This is a genomic window from Streptomyces sp. HmicA12 (genome assembly GCF_000373565.1).
Classification (GTDB): Bacteria; Actinomycetota; Actinomycetes; order Streptomycetales; family Streptomycetaceae; genus Streptomyces.
This window is the reverse complement of record NZ_KB891808.1, coordinates 42,314-55,019: the sequence shown is the minus strand read 5'-3', so window position 1 is coordinate 55,019 and position 12,706 is coordinate 42,314. Positions and strand designations below refer to the sequence as shown.

Annotated in this window: 12 protein-coding genes; 3 read left to right on the top strand and 9 right to left on the bottom strand. The window is 71.5% G+C overall.

Annotated elements, in window-relative coordinates; genetic code table 11:
* Nucleotides 1-52 precede the first annotated feature (52 nt).
* The 3 genes from B072_RS0117375 to B072_RS0117365 all read right to left on the bottom strand — a co-directional run bounded on the left by B072_RS0117375 (nt 53) and on the right by B072_RS0117365 (nt 3,504).
* On the bottom strand, nt 53-820 hold the full coding sequence (locus tag B072_RS0117375) for an enoyl-CoA hydratase/isomerase family protein (RefSeq protein WP_026245952.1): 768 nt from the start codon (nt 818-820) through the stop codon (nt 53-55).
* A 74-nt stretch (nt 821-894) separates the two neighbouring features.
* Nucleotides 895-2,094: a L,D-transpeptidase gene (locus B072_RS0117370; RefSeq protein ID WP_018531229.1), complete on the bottom strand. Its 1,200-nt coding sequence runs from the start codon at nt 2,092-2,094 to the stop codon at nt 895-897.
* 201 nt (nt 2,095-2,295) lie between these two features.
* A complete protein-coding gene (locus B072_RS0117365; RefSeq protein WP_018531228.1) occupies nt 2,296-3,504 on the bottom strand; it encodes an Ig-like domain-containing protein in 1,209 nt (402 codons plus the stop codon).
* A gap of 161 nt (nt 3,505-3,665) precedes the next feature.
* Between B072_RS0117365 and glgX the strand changes: the two genes are divergently transcribed.
* Nucleotides 3,666-5,957: a glycogen debranching protein GlgX gene (gene glgX, locus B072_RS0117360; protein WP_018531227.1), complete on the top strand. Its 2,292-nt coding sequence runs from the start codon at nt 3,666-3,668 to the stop codon at nt 5,955-5,957.
* A gap of 159 nt (nt 5,958-6,116) precedes the next feature.
* Here glgX and B072_RS0117355 read toward each other — a convergent pair whose 3' ends face one another.
* On the bottom strand, nt 6,117-6,539 hold the full coding sequence (locus tag B072_RS0117355; protein WP_026245949.1) for a VOC family protein: 423 nt from the start codon (nt 6,537-6,539) through the stop codon (nt 6,117-6,119).
* A complete protein-coding gene (locus B072_RS0117350; protein ID WP_018531225.1) occupies nt 6,536-7,408 on the bottom strand; it encodes an AraC family transcriptional regulator in 873 nt (290 codons plus the stop codon). The genes B072_RS0117355 and B072_RS0117350 overlap by 4 nt, the downstream gene beginning before the upstream one ends.
* Before the next feature lie 56 nt (nt 7,409-7,464).
* Between B072_RS0117350 and B072_RS0117345 the strand changes: the two genes are divergently transcribed.
* On the top strand, nt 7,465-8,445 hold the full coding sequence (locus B072_RS0117345; protein ID WP_018531224.1) for a haloacid dehalogenase-like hydrolase: 981 nt from the start codon (nt 7,465-7,467) through the stop codon (nt 8,443-8,445).
* A gap of 21 nt (nt 8,446-8,466) precedes the next feature.
* Here the strand turns inward: B072_RS0117345 and B072_RS0117340 are convergent, their stop codons facing one another.
* From B072_RS0117340 to B072_RS0117325, 4 genes are read right to left on the bottom strand one after another with little or no spacing between them, the layout of a single operon-like run.
* Nucleotides 8,467-9,111: a response regulator gene (locus B072_RS0117340; RefSeq protein ID WP_018531223.1), complete on the bottom strand. Its 645-nt coding sequence runs from the start codon at nt 9,109-9,111 to the stop codon at nt 8,467-8,469.
* Entirely contained in the window at nt 9,101-10,402 is a 1,302-nt protein-coding gene (locus B072_RS0117335) for a sensor histidine kinase (RefSeq protein WP_018531222.1), read from the bottom strand. Before B072_RS0117335 ends, B072_RS0117340 begins: the two co-directional genes overlap by 11 nt.
* A 44-nt stretch (nt 10,403-10,446) precedes the next feature.
* Nucleotides 10,447-11,208, bottom strand: a complete 762-nt coding sequence (locus B072_RS0117330; RefSeq protein ID WP_018531221.1) for an ABC transporter permease — start codon at nt 11,206-11,208, stop codon at nt 10,447-10,449.
* Nucleotides 11,205-12,140, bottom strand: a complete 936-nt coding sequence (locus B072_RS0117325) for an ABC transporter ATP-binding protein (protein WP_018531220.1) — start codon at nt 12,138-12,140, stop codon at nt 11,205-11,207. The genes B072_RS0117330 and B072_RS0117325 overlap by 4 nt, the downstream gene beginning before the upstream one ends.
* 237 nt (nt 12,141-12,377) lie before the next feature.
* Here B072_RS0117325 and B072_RS0117320 point away from each other — a divergent pair, with 237 nt between their 5' ends.
* Nucleotides 12,378-12,668, top strand: a complete 291-nt coding sequence (locus B072_RS0117320; protein WP_018531219.1) for a transposase — start codon at nt 12,378-12,380, stop codon at nt 12,666-12,668.
* The last annotated feature ends 38 nt before the right edge of the window (nt 12,669-12,706 follow it).

Below are 12,706 nucleotides of genomic sequence, written 5' to 3'. Positions count from 1 at the left end.
TGATCAACTCGACTTGCCTGTAAGGGAGTTGACGCACCCTCCGGACGGACCGTCAGGCGAACTTCGCCTTGCCCGGACCATCCTCCACAAAGCTGCGCATACCGGTCTCCCGGTCCTCGGTCGCGAACAGGCCCGCGAACCAGTTCCGTTCGATGGCGAGGCCGGTCTCCAGGTCCGTCTCCAGACCCGCGTCGATCGACTCCTTCGCGGCGCGCAGCGCGATCGCCGGGCCCTGCGCGAGCTTCGCCGCCCAGGCGTGCGCGGCGGTGAACACCTCGTCCGCCGGGACGACCCGGTCGACCAGGCCGATGGTGAGGGCCTCGTCCGCCTTCACATGGCGGCCGGTGAAGATGAGGTCCTTCGCCTTGGACGGGCCGACCAGGCGGGCCAGGCGCTGGGTGCCGCCCGCGCCGGGGATCAGACCGAGCAGGATCTCCGGCTGGCCGAGCTTGGCGTTCTCCGCGGCGATCCGGTAGTCGGCGCACAGGGCCAGCTCGCAGCCGCCGCCCAGGGCGTATCCGGTGATCGCGGCGACCACCGGCTTCGGGATGCGGGCCACCGCGGAGAACGAGTCCTGGAGCGCGCGGGACCGTACGACCATGGCCGCGTGGTCCATGGCCTGCATCTCCTTGATGTCCGCGCCGGCCGCGAAGACCTTCTCGCTGCCGCGCACGACCACGGCCCGCACGTCGGTGCGGGCCGTGGCTTCTTCCGCGAGCTGCTTGATGCGGTCCTGGGTGGCGATGTCCAGGGCGTTCATCGGGGGGCGGTCGAGGGTGATCGTGCCTACGCCTTCGGCTACTTCCAGAGTTGCGGTCATGCTCCGCAGGTTAGCGGGCGTTCACCCCGGGCTGCCCGGTGCGGTTCGTCACGTGGTCGTCCCCCGCCGTGGGACTACTTCTTCCAGTCCGCCCAGGACATGTTCCACCCGTTGTACCCGTTGTCCGGGGCCACCGTCTTGTCGTGGGAGTTCTTCACGATCACCACGTCGCCGGTCATCGACCGGTCGAAGAACCACGCCGCGGCGACCTTGCCGTCGTAGCCGCCACGCACGTCGCGCAGGCCGATGCAGCCGTGGCTGGCGTTGTAGTTGCCGAAGGCGTCGCCGCCCCAGTAGTTGCCGTGGATGAACGTGCCGGAGTTGGTGAGGCGCTGGGCGTGCGGGACGTCCTTGATGTCGTACTCGCCGCCGTAGCCGACCGTCTCGCCGTTCATGCGGGTCACCTTGAGGCGCTCGCTGATGACCATCTGGCCGTTCCAGGTGTCGTAGCCGGGCTTGCCGGTGGTCACCGGGATCTTCTTGATGGTCTTGCCGTCCCGCTTGACCGTCATCGTCTTCGTCTTCACGTCGACCGTGGAGACCTGGCTGCGGCCGACGGTGAACTTCACCGTGCGGACCTGCTTGCCGTAGACGCCGGGGCGGCCCTCGACGCCGTCCAGGTTGAGCTTGACGGTGACCTTCGTGCCGGCCGCCCAGTACTTCTCGGGCCGGAAGTCGAGGCGGTCGTTGCCGAACCAGTGGCCCTCGACGTCGACGGCGGGCTCCGTCTTGACGGAGATGGCCTTCTCGACGTCGTCGGGGTGCGTGATGCCCCGCGTGAAGCGGACCGAGAACGGCATGCCCACGCCGACCTTCGAACCGTCCTCCGGGGTGAACGTACCGATGAAGGTGTTCTTCGGGGTCAGCGTGGTGAAGCTGGTGTCCTTGGCCGACTCCCGACCGTCCTTGTCCTTCGCCACCGCGTGGACCTTGTACTTCGTGGAGGCGGCGAGGTGCGCGTCGGGCGTCCAGGTGGTGCCCGCGCCCGTGATCCTGCCGTCGACCGCCTTGCCCTTGTTGTCGGCGACCTTCACCTCGGTCAATTTGCCCTTGGCGGACGTGACTTTGAGCGCGCCGCTGGTGGCCACGCCGTCCGCGCCGTCCTTGGGCGCCACCGTCACGACGGCGACCGACGCCTTCGTGTCCTCGCCCGCCTTGTCGGATGTCCCCTTGCCGTCGCTCCCCGTGTCCGAACCGCCCCCGCCACCGCACGCGGTGACCAGAAGCAGTCCGGCGCCCAGCAGAGCAGCCGATATCGGCCGTCGCCCGTTCAAGATGTTCGTCTCCCCTCGCCGGGCCCCGGTCCAGGGCCCGCACCCCAGCGCGTCCGCGCGCGCACTGCGAAAGATAACCACACGACCTGGGAAAACGGAGCCCCGAACTATGTCACCGTTTAGTCCCAACCGCCGGTGCCCCACCCCCCTTTCGGACCGCCGAACGACTGCGGTCGGGGCACCGGCACCGCCGCTTTTCGGCTAAGAACGTGCCGCGCCCCCGGCCTTCCAGGCCTCCCAGTCCATGTTCCAGCCGCCGAGGCCGTTGTCAGGAGCCACTTTCTTGTCAGCGCTGTTCTTCACCTCGACGACGTCCCCGATGAGGGTGCGGTCGAAGAACCATCCGGCGGGGGTCTGCGAGCTGCCGCCCTTGACGTCACGCAGGCCGACGCAGCCGTGGCTCACGTTCGTGGAGCCGAAGGCGCCGCCCGACCAGTAACTGCCGTGCAGGAAGGTGCCGGAGTCGGTGAGCCGCATGGCGTGCGGCACGTCCGGGATGTCGTACTCGCCGCCGAAGCCGACGGTGCGGCTGTTCATGCGGGTGACCTCGTGCATCTCGGTCACCACCATCTTCCCGTTGTACGTGGTCGAACGCGGCGCCCCCGCCGTGATCGGCAGGGTGTCCACCAGCTCGCCGTCCCGGACGACCTCCATGGTGTGCGCGGCCGCGTCGACGGTGGAGACCTGGCTGCGGCCGACGGTGAAGGTGAACGTCTTGTACTGCTGGCCGTAGACGCCGGGCGTGCCCTCCACGTCACGCAGCTTCAGGTCGACGGTGACCTTGGTGCCGGGCTTCCAGTACTTCTTGGGCCGGAGGTCGAGGCGCTCCTTGCCGAACCAGTGCGGGGCGACCTCGACCGGCGGGTTCGCCGTGACGCGGACGGCGCGCTCGACCGCGGCCCGGTTCTCGATCTCCCGGTTGAACGCCACCTTCACGATCATGCCGGTGCCGACCGTGGCGCGGTTCTCGGGCGTCACGTAGCCGATGAAGCGCTCGTCGGGGACGGCGGTGCTGAAGGTCGTGTGGCGGGCCATGCGGCGGCCGTCGTCGTCGACCGCGACCGCGTCGACCGTGTACTGCGCGGCGAGCGCGAGACGGTCGGCGCCCGCGCCGGTGGGCTGCCACCGCGTGCCGTCGTCGGCCAGGCGGCCCGGCACGGCCTCCTCCTGCGCGTCCTGGATCCGTACGACCTTGACGGACTCCAGCCGGCCCTCGGGGACCTCGACCCGGAGTCTGCCGTCGGCCGTCACGTCCTTGCTCGCGTCGTCCGGTGTCACCCGGATCATGTCCTCGGGCGACCGCGGCTTGCCGAGCGACTCGGTCGCGTCGCAGCCGGCGAGCGCGCCGACCAGTCCTGCCCATGTCAGTACGGCGGCCAGTGTCGCCCCTGCGCGCCGCGCGCGCCTCACAGCTGTTCTCACGCCAGGCCAACGACGGGCACCCCGCTGGGGAAACGTGAGTGCGACCCAAGCTCTGGGCAGAACAGTGGGGAAGGCCAGAGGGGAGCGCGGCCGGGACGCCGTGCGCCCTTCTCGCGTTCATCAGTCGTGGAGCCGCGGGAGGCTGACAGGTGTCGAGCGCACCCGAGCAGGAGGCCGTGCAGTCCGGCACGGAGACAGGCGGGCCGGGCGGCAGGGCGGGCCAGGGACGGCCGGTGCCGTCCGCGCTGGTCAGGCGTGGCCCGGACCGGGAGCGCACGCCCCCGGTGGAACCGGTGTGGCCGGGGGCGCCGATGCCGCTCGGCGCCCGCTTCCGGGTCGGCCCCGACGGGGTCGCGGGCACCAACTTCGCGCTGTGGGCGGGCGGCGCCGAATCCGTCGACCTGTGCCTGTTCGACGAGGAGGGCCGTGAACGCCGTTCGCCGCTCGCCGAGTTGACGCACGAGATCTGGCACGGATTCGTGCCCGGAGTGCGCCCGGGGCAGCGGTACGGCTTCCGGGTGCACGGCCGCTGGGACCCGTGGACGGGCGCCCGCTGGAACCCGGCGAAGCTGCTCCTCGATCCGTACGCGCGCGCGGTGGACGGGGAGTTCCGGCTGCCGCCGGAGGTCTACGGCCACGTACGGGACTGGCCCGAGCAGCACGTCGCGGACACCGTGCGCGACGACCGGGACTCGGCGCCGTACGTCCCCAAGGGTGTGGTGGTGCACGACGACGTGCCCGACGACGAGTGGGCGGACGACCGGCGGCCGAAGACGCCGTGGGCGGACTCGGTGATCTACGAGCTGCACGTGCGCGGCTTCACGGCTCAACACCCGGGGATTCCGGCGAAGTTGAGGGGGACGTACGCGGGCCTGGCGCATCCGGCGGCGATCGAGCACCTCGTGCGGCTCGGGGTGACGGCGGTCGAACTCCTTCCGGTGCACCAGTTCGCCCACGAGGACCACCTGCTGCGGCGCGGACTGAAGAACTACTGGGGCTACAACTCCATCGGCTACTTCGCCCCGCACGCGGCGTACGCGGCCTCCGGCACGGGCGGGCGGCAGGTCGGCGAGTTCAAGCGGATGGTGCGCGCGCTGCACGACGCGGGCATCGAGGTCATCCTCGACGTCGTCTACAACCACACGGCGGAGGCCGGCGAGTTGGGCCCGATGCTGTCGCTGAAGGGGATCGACAACCGCGGCTACTACCGCCTCCAGGGCGACGCGCGGCGGTACGCGGACTACACGGGCTGCGGCAACACGCTGCACGTGGTGCAGCCGCACGTGCTGCGGCTCATCACCGACTCGCTGCGGTACTGGGTGACGGAGATGGGGGTGGACGGCTTCCGCTTCGACCTGGCGGCGGCGCTCGCGCGCTCGATGCACGACGTCGACATGCTGTCGCCGTTCCTCGCGGTCATCGCGCAGGACCCGGTCCTGCGCAGGGTGAAGCTGATCGCGGAGCCGTGGGACGTCGGGTCCGGCGGCTACCAGGTGGGCGCCTTCCCGCCCCTGTGGACGGAGTGGAACGACCGGTACCGCAACGCCGTACGGGACTTCTGGCGCGGCGCGCTCCCGGACGTACGGGATCTCGGCTACCGCCTCTCGGGGTCGAGCGACCTGTACGCGTGGGGCGGGCGCAGGCCGTACGCGTCGGTCAACTTCATCACCGCGCACGACGGCTTCACGCTGCGCGACATGGTCAGTTACGAGCGCAAGCACAACGAGGCGAACGGGGAGGGCAACCGGGACGGCTCGAACGACAACCGCTCCTGGAACTGCGGTGTCGAGGGCGAGTCGACGGATTCCTCCGTACTCGCCCTGCGCAGGCGGCAGTTGAAGAACCTGCTGACGACCCTGCTGCTGTCGACGGGCGTGCCGATGCTGGTCGCGGGCGACGAGTTCGGGCGCACCCAGCGCGGCAACAACAACGCGTACTGCCAGGACAACGAGATCAGCTGGGTGGACTGGGGGCTGCTCGACGAGCCCGGCTGGCGCTCGCTGTTCGACCTCACCTCGCGCCTGATCGCGCTGCGGCACGCACACCCGGTGCTGCGCCGCCGCGCCTTCTTCTCGGGCCGCGCGCACTCGGCGGACGGGCTCCGGGACCTGGCCTGGTTCACGTCGCGCGGCACGGAGATGACGGAGCGGGACTGGTACGCGCCCGCGGCGACGCTCGGCATGTACCTCTCGGGGCGCGACATCCCGGGCCGGGACGCGCGCGGCGAGACCGTCGAGGACGACAGCTTCCTCGCGGTGCTGCACGCGGGCGACCGCGGGGAGAGCTTCGTGCTGCCGGGCGAGCCCTGGGCGCGGGAGTACGAGGTCGTGGTGGACACCGGGGCGGAGGAACAGGGCGCCGCGCCGGGGACGGTGCATCCGGCGGGCGGCGTGATCACGGTGGGGGCGCGGAGCGTGCTGCTGCTGCGGGTGAGGGGATAGCGAGGGTGAGCGGCGGGGCCCGACCCGATGTGCACGCTGGGGGCTGCGCTCGCGCCCCGAGGACCTGTACGGGTCCGAGGAGCGGGTGCACGGCGGCCACTGGGCGGACTGGGGCGGCTCCTCGGACGCGGTCCGCGACTTCCTGGCCCGGGTGACGCTTCAGGGCCGCGGCTCGCCCCGGTACGTGCCGAAGGACCATTTGTTGCCCTCCGGGTCCGCGGCGGTGAACTCGCGGCTGCCGTACGGCTGGTCCTCGATCTCGCGGAGGATCTTCACGCCGGCGTCGACGAGGCGCGCGTACAGCTCGTCGACCCGGTCCGTGACGACGTAGGCGCCGAACGTGCCGGGGGTCTGGCACCACGTGCCCGGGTCGGCGTCGGGTTTGTGCGAGCCGAGCATGATGCCGCCACCCTCGGGCCAGTCGAGCTGGGCGTGGGCGACGAGGCCGCCGTCCTCGTAGACCGCCGTGCGCAGGAAGCCGACGGTGTCGACGAGGAAGTCGATCAGGGCGGGGGCGTCGGTGGCCTGGAGGCTGGGCCAGACCATGGGCTCCCGTTGCCGAGTGTTCTCTGTCGTGTTCATGGGTTCGAGTCTTCGCCGTTGACGTGTCCCCCGGCTTGGATGTTCCGGCACTCTTCGGCGAGCCAGCCGGTCGGGCTCAGGCCGGTGTACTGCCGGAAGTCGCGCACCAGGTGGGAGTGGTCGCAGTAGCCGTGCTCGGCCGCGATCCGGGACAGGTCGCGCGGGGCGCCCGTGGCGACGGAGCGTACGACCGCCGCCTTCGCGTGCTGGAAGCGCATGAGGCGGGCGGCCTGCTTGGGGCTCAGGCCCGTCTCGGCGCGGAAGAGGGCCGTGAGGCGGCGCTCGCTGAGGGCGACGTGCCGGGCCAGGCCGCGCAGGGTGCCGGCGCCGCGGTGCCGGGCGAGCCAGGTCCATGCCTCCAGGACCTCGGGGCGCACGCCCGCGAACGGGTCGGTGCCGACGTCGCGCATCAGGTAGCCGGAGAGGTGCGTGAAGCGGTCGTTCCAGTCGGCCGACTCCTCGATGCGGGAACGGACCCGGTCCGCACCGCCGCCCAGGACGTCCGCTCCCGGCGTGACGAGTCGCCCGGTGAGCTCGGCGGCCGGGACGCCGAGGACCGCGCGGGACGCGAGCGGGTGCACGGCGAGCTGGATGCCGCTCTCGTGCTCGGGCTGCCTGATGTACGCCGGGCTCTGGTGCAGGCCGCCCAGGACGATGTCGGTGCGGTCCGCGTCCGCGCCGGTGGCCTGTTCCGGGGTGGCGCCGGTGGCGATGGGGCCGTCGAGGGAGAAGATCACCGTGAGGTACGGGGAGGGCAGGCCGCGGTGGAGCGCGGGGCGCAGGCCCTGGGTGCGGTAGCCGACCGCCGAGACGACCGGGCCGCCGGGCCTGGGGTTGGCGCGCACGAATTCGCGCGAGCCGGGGCTCATGGTTCAAGTATGCGGCGCGGGCGCCTCCCCCGCAGGGTCGATTACCCTGGCCCGCCGTGACCCCCGTAGACAAGATCGCCGCCGAGCTGGAGCACTGGCCGCGGGCGCAGGCCATGGCCCTCGCCCGGGTCGTCGCGGCACACGAGGACCAGGGCGCGTACGCGACGTTCGACGCCGACAACACCACGTACCGGGGTGACCTGGAGGAGTCGCTGCTGCCCTTCCTGGAGATGAGGGGCGTGCTGACGCGGGACACGGTGGCCGCGTCCCTCGAGGTCGTCCCCTTCGCCGACACGGCGGGCCGCAGGGAGACCCTCACCGCGTACTACGACCGGCTGTGCGCGATCGACGACCAGATCGGCTATCCGTGGGCCGTGCAGGTCTTCTCCGGCTTCACGCTGCGCGAACTCAAGTCGTACGTCGACGAGTTGATGGCGTACGAGGGTGAACTGCCGGGCGGCGCACGGCCCCCGCGCGTGTCGAGGGGGATGCGGGAGCTGTACCGCATGCTGCGCGCGCACGGCATCGAGGTGTACGTGGTGAGCGCCGCGAGCGAGGATCTCGTACGGATGGTGCTGTCTGATCCGCGGTACGGGTACGGCGTGCGGGCGGAGAACGTCATCGGGGTCTCGGCCCTGCTGAAGGACCGCGCGACCGGCGCCGTGACGACGTCGCGCCGGGAGATCGCGGCCGGGACCTTCGACCAGGAGGCGCTGGCCGAGCGGGAGTTGACGCCTACCCTGTGCGCGCCGCTGACCTGGTACGAGGGCAAGCCCGCCGCCGTCCGTACGTACATCGACGCCTGGCGCGGGCCGGTGCTCGCCGCCGGGGACACGCCCCGCAGCGACGGGCCGATGCTGTTCCGGTCGGTCGATGTCGCGCGCGGGGGTGTGCGGTTGTGGGTCGATCGCGGGGACGGCCACCGGGCGGAGCTGGAGGCGATGAAGGCGGACGCGGTGGCGCGGCAGAAGGAGCTGGGGCAGGAGGTCACGGCCGACCGGGGGTGGGTGAGCGTGACGCCCGAGCAGATCGCCTGAGGCCGCGGGCCCGGAGGCGACCTAGCCGAGGATCTTCCGGTCGTACGCCACCGCGACCGCCGCCGCGCGGTCCTTGACGCCCAACTTGCCGTAGATGTGCGTGAGATGGGTCTTGACCGTGGCCTCGCTGATGAACAGCTCGCGCGCGATCTCCTTGTTCGAGGTGCCCCGGGCGACGAGGACGAGGACCTCGCGCTCGCGGGCGGAGAGCGTCTCGTCGGCGGGCGCGGCGGGCGTGCGGACCGCCGTGACCAGGCGGGAGGCGACCGCCGGGGAGAGCACGGTGCGGCCATCGGCCGCCGCCCGGACCGCCGCGAACAGTTCCTCGCGCGGGGCGTCCTTGAGGAGGTAGCCCGTCGCGCCGGCCTCGATCGCGGGGAGCGTGTCGGAGTCCGTGTCGTACGTGGTGAGGACCAGGACGCGGGCGCGGGCGCCGCGCCGGGTGAGCTCCTTGATGGCGTCGACCCCTCCGCCGCCCGGCATCCGCAGGTCCATCAGCACGACGTCCGGGTCGAGTTCGGCGACGCGGGTGACGCCCTCCACGCCGTCGGCCGCCTCGCCGAGGACCGTGAAGCCCGCGGCGGACTCGAACATGCCGCGGAGTCCGTCGCGCACGACGGGATGGTCGTCGACGATCAGCAGGCTGATGGTGTGGTCAGTGCTCATGGGGCACCAAAGGTACGCGAGCGGAGATCGCCGTGCCGCCGCCCGGCTCGGATTCGATCGTGACGTCGCCCGCGAGGCGCTCGGCGCGGGCCCGCATGCCGTCGAGGCCGAAGCCGGCGGTGCCGGTGCGGGCGGGCAGCGCGAGGGGGTCGAAGCCGCGGCCGTCGTCGCGGACGTCGAGGGTGACCTCGCCGGCCATGAAGGAGAGGGTGACGCCGAGGCGGGTGGCGTGGGCGTGCCGGGCGGCGTTCGAGAGGGCCTCCTCCGTGATGCGCAGCAGCGTCGCCTCGATCTCGTCGTGCAGCGGCTGGGCGGTGCCGGTCAGGGTGAAGTCCGCGCGGACGCCGGTGCGCCCGGACCACTCCGTCACCGTCTTCTTCAGCGCCTCCGCGAGCGTGGCGTCGGCCAGGGCCGCGGGGATGAGGTTGTGCACGGAGCGGCGGGCCTCGCCGAGGCTGTGCCGGGCGAGGGCGTCGGCCCGGTCGAGGTGTTCGCGGGCGGTCTCCAGGGTGGGGGCGTTCTTGACGACCTGGAGCTGGGCGATGATCCCGGTCAGGCCCTGCGCGATGGTGTCGTGGATCTCGGCGGCGAGGCGGCGGCGTTCGTCGGCGACGCCCGCTTCCCTCGCCTGGACGAGGAGTTGGGCGTGCAGGGCGGCGTTCTCGTCCATGGCGACCCGGAGGGCCTCGTTGGTCTCCGCGAGTTCCTGGATCGTGCGGACCTGGAGCCGGGCCCGCTCCTGCTCCTTCTCCTGGAGGTGCCCGGTGATGACGACGAACGCCATGTTGGCGACGACGAGCGCGCCGAAGACGGCCCAGCCGAGCGCGCTGTCCGGCCAGAGTCCGCCGGCCTGGGCACCCGCCACGATGATCACCGAGGCGAGGATGCCGGGCCGCTGCTGCCAGCGCGGCAGCATCCGGTCGGCGTCGTAGTAGCCGGCGGCGGCGAAGAACGCGAAGAACGGGTTGATCAGCGCGACGACGAAGCCGATCGCCCAGCGCGCCCAGTAGACGAGCGCGCTGGCGGCGGAGGGGCGCATCGGGGTCGGCTCCGCCCGGAGCCACCACAGCTGGAGCACGCACGCGAGGGCGGACAGGCTCGCGACGACGTACCACTGCGTGTGGCTCATGCCGATCACGTCGGACGTGGCGGCGACCAGCACGACACCGACGGCGAGCAGCACGAACGCGCCGTAGCGGTGGACGACGCGCCAGGGGTCCTCGGCGGTGGCGACGGCGTCGGCGAGTTCGGTCGCGGCCGCCGAGCGCTCGCGTGCGGGTCCGTGGATCATGCCTTCAGTCTGCCCGGCACTGCCTGCCCCGGTCACGGTCATGCTCACTCCCAGCGGAACCAGCGCGCCGCGGCACCCGACAGGCCCACGGCCCACACGGCGAGCACCAGCAGGTGCGACCAGGAGGGCCAGTCCCCCGCCATGGCCTGGCTCATGGCTTGGGCGGAGGCGCCGAACGGGGTCAGTTCGACGATGTGCGCCAGTGCGTCCGGCATCGCCTGCACCGGCAGCCACATCCCCGCGCAGAACATCGCGGGGAAGAAGACGACGGTGCCGATCGCGTTGGAGATCTTCGTCGTACGGGCCCGGGAGGCGATCAGCGCGCCCAGCGACAGGGCGACGACGACGGACAGGGCCAGGGCGAGCAGGTATCCGGCGAGCTGCCGGGGCAGGGCCACGTCGAAGGCGAGGCGGCCGACGGCCAGGCACACGGCGACGGACAGCAGGATCGCGCCGCCGTGGATGCCCATCTGCGCGCTGAGCAGCGCGGACGGGCGTACCGGAGTCGTCGACATGCGGCGCAGGACGCCGCGCTCGCGGTAGCCGGTGATGATCGGCGGCATCGACTGGACGCCGCCCGCGATCATGGCGAGGAGCACGGTGACGGGGACGTACGCGTCGACCAGGCGGATGCCGCCGAGCCCGGCGTCGGCCTCCCGGAACGACGGGATGGACCCGAGGATCACCAGCAGGGCGACCGGGAAGAGCAGGATCCCGATCAGGCTGCCGGCCTCGCGGCGGAAGAGCGTGAACTCGGCCTTCAGAACTGCCTTGTTGGGGGTGCTTGCGGCAACGGCGGTGCTCATGACTGGCCGACTCCCGTCAGGTCGAGGAACGCGTCGTCCAACGTCGCGTCGGAGACACGCAGTTGGTGGGCGGTGATGTGGTGCCGGGCGAGCAGCGTGATGACGGCGTTGACCGTCTCGTCGCTGCCGGTGAGGGTGATCCGGCCGTCGCGGTGGTCGGTGGAGGCGAGCCCTGGCAGGGCGGCGAGGTCCCGCTCGTCCAGCGGCGCGGAGGGTGTGAAGGAGATGACGGTGGCGCCCGCGGCCTGCCGGATCAGCCCGGCCGGGGTGTCGAGCGCGGCGACCCGGCCCTTGTCGATGACGGCGATGCGGTCGCAGAGCCGCTGCGCCTCCTCCATGAAGTGGGTGACGAGCAGGACGGTGACACCGCTGTCCCGTACGTCCTCGATGAGCTCCCAGGTGTCGCGGCGGGCGCGCGGGTCGAGGCCGGTGGTCAGCTCGTCGAGGACGACGACGCGCGGGTTGCCGACGAGGGCGAGGGCGATGAACAGCCGCTGCTTCTGGCCGCCGCTGAGCTTGCCGAACCGGGTGCCGAGCTTCTCGGTGAGCCGCAGCCGCTCGGCGAGCGGCCGCCAGTCGAGGGGGTCCGGGTAGATCGCCGCGTACAGCTCCAGGGCCTCCTTGACCGTGAGCTTCGGCTGGATCTCGCTCTCCTGGAGCTGGGCGCCGAGGATCCCGGTGACGGCGGCGTGATCCCGCACCGGGTCGAGCCCGGCGACCCTGATCCGCCCCTCATCAGGCGTCCGCAGACCTTCCACGCACTCGACGGTGGTGGTCTTGCCGGCCCCGTTGGGCCCGAGGATCCCGAAGATCTCCCCTTCGTCGACGGAGAACGACACCCCGTCGACGACGGCCCGGCCGTCGTAGGCCTTGCGCAGCCCGCTCACCTCGATGAGCGGTGCCGTGGCGGTGGTACTGGTCCCTGTCGTCATGCTTCAAGACTCCCGGCCGGGGCGGGGGCCGGGCATCGCCCATCACGCTCGAAGGCCCATCAACCGATCGGTTGATGGGCCGGTACGACTCGGAGCGGCGCGCGGTGACTAGCCGACGGTGACGGAGTCCCCCGAGGAGGTGCTGACACCGGTGGTGGAGTTCCCGTATGGGGTTTGCCCTGAAATGTGGACATCTCTTGAAGGTCGGATCGTGGGATCCGACGAGGAGGTGTCCAGGTGGCTGTCACCCGGTATTCGGAAGAGTTCAAGCGGGACGCGGTCGGGCTGGTCGAGTCCAGTGGCCGGTCGGTCAACTCGGTGGCCAAGGAGCTCGGGATCAACACCGAGTCGTTGCGCAAGTGGGTCCTGCGGGCCCGGGGCAGTGCGGGCGGCGGGGACGGTGAAGCGGTGAGGCCTGCCGAGCGCGAGGAGCTGAAGCGGCTGCGGAAGCAGGTCCGCGAGCTGGAGCTGGAGAAGGAAATCCTTCGCAAGGCGGCCCAGTATTTTGCGAAGGAGATGAGTCGATGACCAGCCGCTGGCGGTTCATCTCCGACCACCACATGGAG

Coding starts and splice junctions, on each gene's coding strand:
- B072_RS0117355 (WP_026245949.1), bottom strand. CDS start 6,539: ATGAACACGACAGAGAACACTCGGCAACGGGAGCCCATGGTCTGGCCC.
- B072_RS0117335 (WP_018531222.1), bottom strand. CDS start 10,402: ATGATCCACGGACCCGCACGCGAGCGCTCGGCGGCCGCGACCGAACTC.
- B072_RS0117375 (WP_026245952.1), bottom strand. CDS start 820: ATGACCGCAACTCTGGAAGTAGCCGAAGGCGTAGGCACGATCACCCTC.
- B072_RS0117325 (WP_018531220.1), bottom strand. CDS start 12,140: ATGACGACAGGGACCAGTACCACCGCCACGGCACCGCTCATCGAGGTG.
- B072_RS0117330 (WP_018531221.1), bottom strand. CDS start 11,208: ATGAGCACCGCCGTTGCCGCAAGCACCCCCAACAAGGCAGTTCTGAAG.
- B072_RS0117340 (WP_018531223.1), bottom strand. CDS start 9,111: ATGAGCACTGACCACACCATCAGCCTGCTGATCGTCGACGACCATCCC.
- B072_RS0117350 (WP_018531225.1), bottom strand. CDS start 7,408: ATGAGCCCCGGCTCGCGCGAATTCGTGCGCGCCAACCCCAGGCCCGGC.